This window comes from Pseudomonas sp. WS 5011, assembly GCF_012985775.1.
In the GTDB taxonomy this organism is placed as follows: Bacteria; Pseudomonadota; Gammaproteobacteria; order Pseudomonadales; family Pseudomonadaceae; genus Aquipseudomonas; species Aquipseudomonas peli.
In genome coordinates this window covers 1-3012 of sequence record NZ_JAAQXA010000056.1, presented here as the reverse complement: position 1 = coordinate 3012, position 3012 = coordinate 1, and the positions used below count along the sequence as shown (strand labels likewise).

The following is a 3012-nucleotide window of genomic DNA, read 5'->3' as shown; positions in this document are numbered from 1 at the left end:
GTTCGCCTGGGGTTCTCTATGCGCCGTTTCAATTATCGTTGGGTTCTCCTGCTCTTAGTCTTTCATTCCATTACATCTTATTCATCAACTCTTACTTATTGGGATCGTGTAAGTATTGCTGGTCAGGATAAATACACCTCAGCTACTCAGGCGTGTAATACATTCTGGAGTAATGGTGCGGGACTTGCTGCCGGCCAGAGTTTTGACCATGTGCAGAATAGTTCTACTGAGTGGGTATGCCGCGCCAAGAATCCCTTCCATTTTTTCGACTATGCTCGCTCATATTCGGTCGGCTGTCCGTACGGTGATAATGGTTCTGTTTGCAATACATCATGTGATTCACCTAAAACAATGATTAATGGCCAGTGTGTAGCACCTGCTCCAGACCCTTGCGTCTCAAAGTCCGGATCTCCCCAAGAATTTACAAAATCCGGTTCATCTGGCGACGGCTACGGCACGATATCTGGCGGTTATGTAGCAGGTGTTCAAAGTGCTTGTTTTGGCGGTTGCGCTGTCAATACGTCCGATCAAAAATGCACCGGAACTGTTTCCGGCCTTTATACGTGTCGAGGCACTGCTTACCACTCAGGCCAGTCATGCTCAACTACCGGTACAGGAACCGAGATTCAAGACAATGCTGCTCAAGAACCACGACCTGATCCTCAAGTCATTACTGAGGATAAGCCATGTGTTTATTCCGGCACTGGCGATACACAGACTTGTGTCTCATCTAAGGGCGAAGAGAAAGAAGGCCAGTATTGCGGCACTGTAAACGGTGTCAAAACCTGCGTTGACAGCAAGCCAACTAAAAACGGCATTGAAATTCAAACAACTTTTAAGACTGAAACTCAGCCAGACGGCAGCAAAACAACCACTAAAACAGATACCGCTACCAAGACCACTTGCAGCGGTGCCGGCCAGTGTTCCTCGACCTCAACGACCACCACCACGACTACTAAAACAGACTCAAACGGTAAAACCACCAGCGTTACCGGCTCCTGCACAGGTGAAGCCTGCCCTGATAAGAACGGCAACCCAGACGGCGACGGTGACGGCTTCGGCGACTGCATCGGCGATGACTGCGGAGACGGAGAGGGCGGTGGTGCTAATGATTGGTATGAACCAGGTGAAGACACATACGCGTCTGTTATTGGTGAGTTTGCAGATGCTGTTTCAGATATTCCAGTTGTGGCGGGCGTCGATAACTTCCTGACTTTTACACCGTCAGGCGCTTGCCCGGTTTACACCGTTCAGGTTTCTATTTTCGGTAGTCCGATAACTCTCCGGCTCGACCAGTGGTGCACCGGCTCAACTATTCCATGGGAACTTATCAAGGCCGTTATCTTGGCCTGCTGTGCCTTCTTTGCTTTCCGCATCGCATTTATGTGAGGTGAACTATGTGGCCTAAATGGTTAACGCTGGCTTTTTATGAAGGTCTATGGAAAGATTTCATGGAGTACATGGACGACCTTCCAATACAAACTCTAAAGGGTATTCTCGAAGCGGTTGCAGAAGTTCTTGGCGGCATCGATGCACCTGATTTCCTTAACAGTCACCAGCTCGGTGATGTATTGGCTCCGACGATGCCTTATATCGGTCACTTTCTTGCTCAATCTGGAATAAGTCAGGGGTTGACCATGATTGCTGCCGCGATTGCCTTTCGGGTTACTCGCAAAATATTAACGTTCGGCATGTGGTGATTTATGGCTATTGAATTTCACGAAGGCCTCCCAGGTGCTGGCAAAAGTTATGAAGCTGTCGTGTTTCATATCATCCCGGCCATTAAAGAGCGCCGCACCGTTGTTTCAAACATTCGCGGTTTAAACGTCGAAAAGATTGCCGAACTTTCCGGGCAATCTGTCGCCCTGGTCGAACTGCTGATTATTAACGTCGATCCCGCCGAACAGGACGGCGATACCAGCGAGATTCAACGCTGTATCAACGAAATGTGTGATCAGACTCCGGATAACGCCCTGATTGTTTGGGATGAGATTCAGGATTACTTCCCCAGCGGCAATTACAAAATGCCGCACAACCAGCAGAAGTTTTGGACGGAACATCGCCACCGTGGCCTCGACATCATCGTCATGGGCCAGGATCGCGGCGACTGTCACAAGCTGATCCGTAACCGCATTCGCACGGTGATCTACTTCCTCAAGCTGGAAGCTATCGGCAGGCCGACAAAGTACAAATGGGAGATCTATCAGAAACAACAGTTCGGTCGATTCGTTAAGACTGGCAGCGGCACCAGGGAGTACGAAAAGCAGTTTTTCGGCACGTACATGTCAGTGCGTAGGGAAGGGGTGCAGAAGGGTGTTTACCAGACCGCGAGAACCAACATGCTGGCCAACAGCACTTCCCTGGTATTTGGCGTGCCTCTGGCCTTCGCTGCTGCTATTTATGCCGTTTACCACCTCTACGGCTTCTTCCATGCCGCTCCCAGCGCGCCAACCAGCGCCGTTAAGGTTGAAAGGCCTGTCATCACTAATCCGCCGCCACAACTCGCTGCCAGCGCTCAGCCTGCGCCCGTACAAGCGCAAGCAACTACAAACCCAGAGCCTCCACCGCCGATTGATTACTTCGACAACCTCGTTAGTCAGTACCAGGTTCGAGCTGCTGGCATCATCACCAGCGAAACAAAGCGATCAGGTAAGGACATCATCGGCAAAATTGAACTGCTCGATGAGACGTACCATGTGAAGGAAGCGCTGACCGTTGCTGAGATCCGCGCGCTTGGCTGGACAGTGACCGCGACAGGCTACGGCTTGCTGCTCGAAAAGCAGCAGGTAGCTCACGTTGCACGCGCCTGGCCAATCGACGTTTACGGCCGTGTCGATCAGCACACCCAGACAGCCTTGGGCACGGCTGGAAGCGCAGCTCCAGCAGGTGCCCAAGGAACTGGACCATCTGCCGGTTCCTCCGTGACTGTTATCGAGGACAGCAGTCGCACGGCGCGCACGCTGCTGTAAGCCATTGATTCCCCTGGGGAAATATTCATAGGCTTCGCATAAT

The 3012-nt window shown here is 51.4% G+C and carries 2 protein-coding genes and 1 pseudogene; all 3 read left to right on the top strand.

All coding sequences use genetic code 11. The annotated features are described in order from the left end of the window. Positions 1–1389 (top strand): annotated as a pseudogene (locus HBN63_RS21405) (hypothetical protein); the annotation flags it as partial. A gap of 62 nt (positions 1390–1451) precedes the next feature. After that, entirely contained in the window at positions 1452–1700 is a 249-nt protein-coding gene (locus HBN63_RS21400) for a hypothetical protein (protein ID WP_170050822.1), read from the top strand. Positions 1701–1703: 3 nt separating this feature from the next. Then, the gene (locus tag HBN63_RS21395) at positions 1704–2969 is read left to right on the top strand and encodes a zonular occludens toxin domain-containing protein (protein ID WP_170050821.1); all 1266 of its coding nucleotides are present in this window, start codon (positions 1704–1706) and stop codon (positions 2967–2969) included. The last annotated feature ends 43 nt before the right edge of the window (positions 2970–3012 follow it).

Excerpts from the sequence above, each read along its gene's own strand:
- HBN63_RS21400 (WP_170050822.1), top strand. The coding sequence starts at position 1,452 with ATGGAGTACATGGACGACCTTCCAATACAAACTCTAAAGGGTATTCTC.
- HBN63_RS21395 (WP_170050821.1), top strand. The coding sequence starts at position 1,704 with ATGGCTATTGAATTTCACGAAGGCCTCCCAGGTGCTGGCAAAAGTTAT.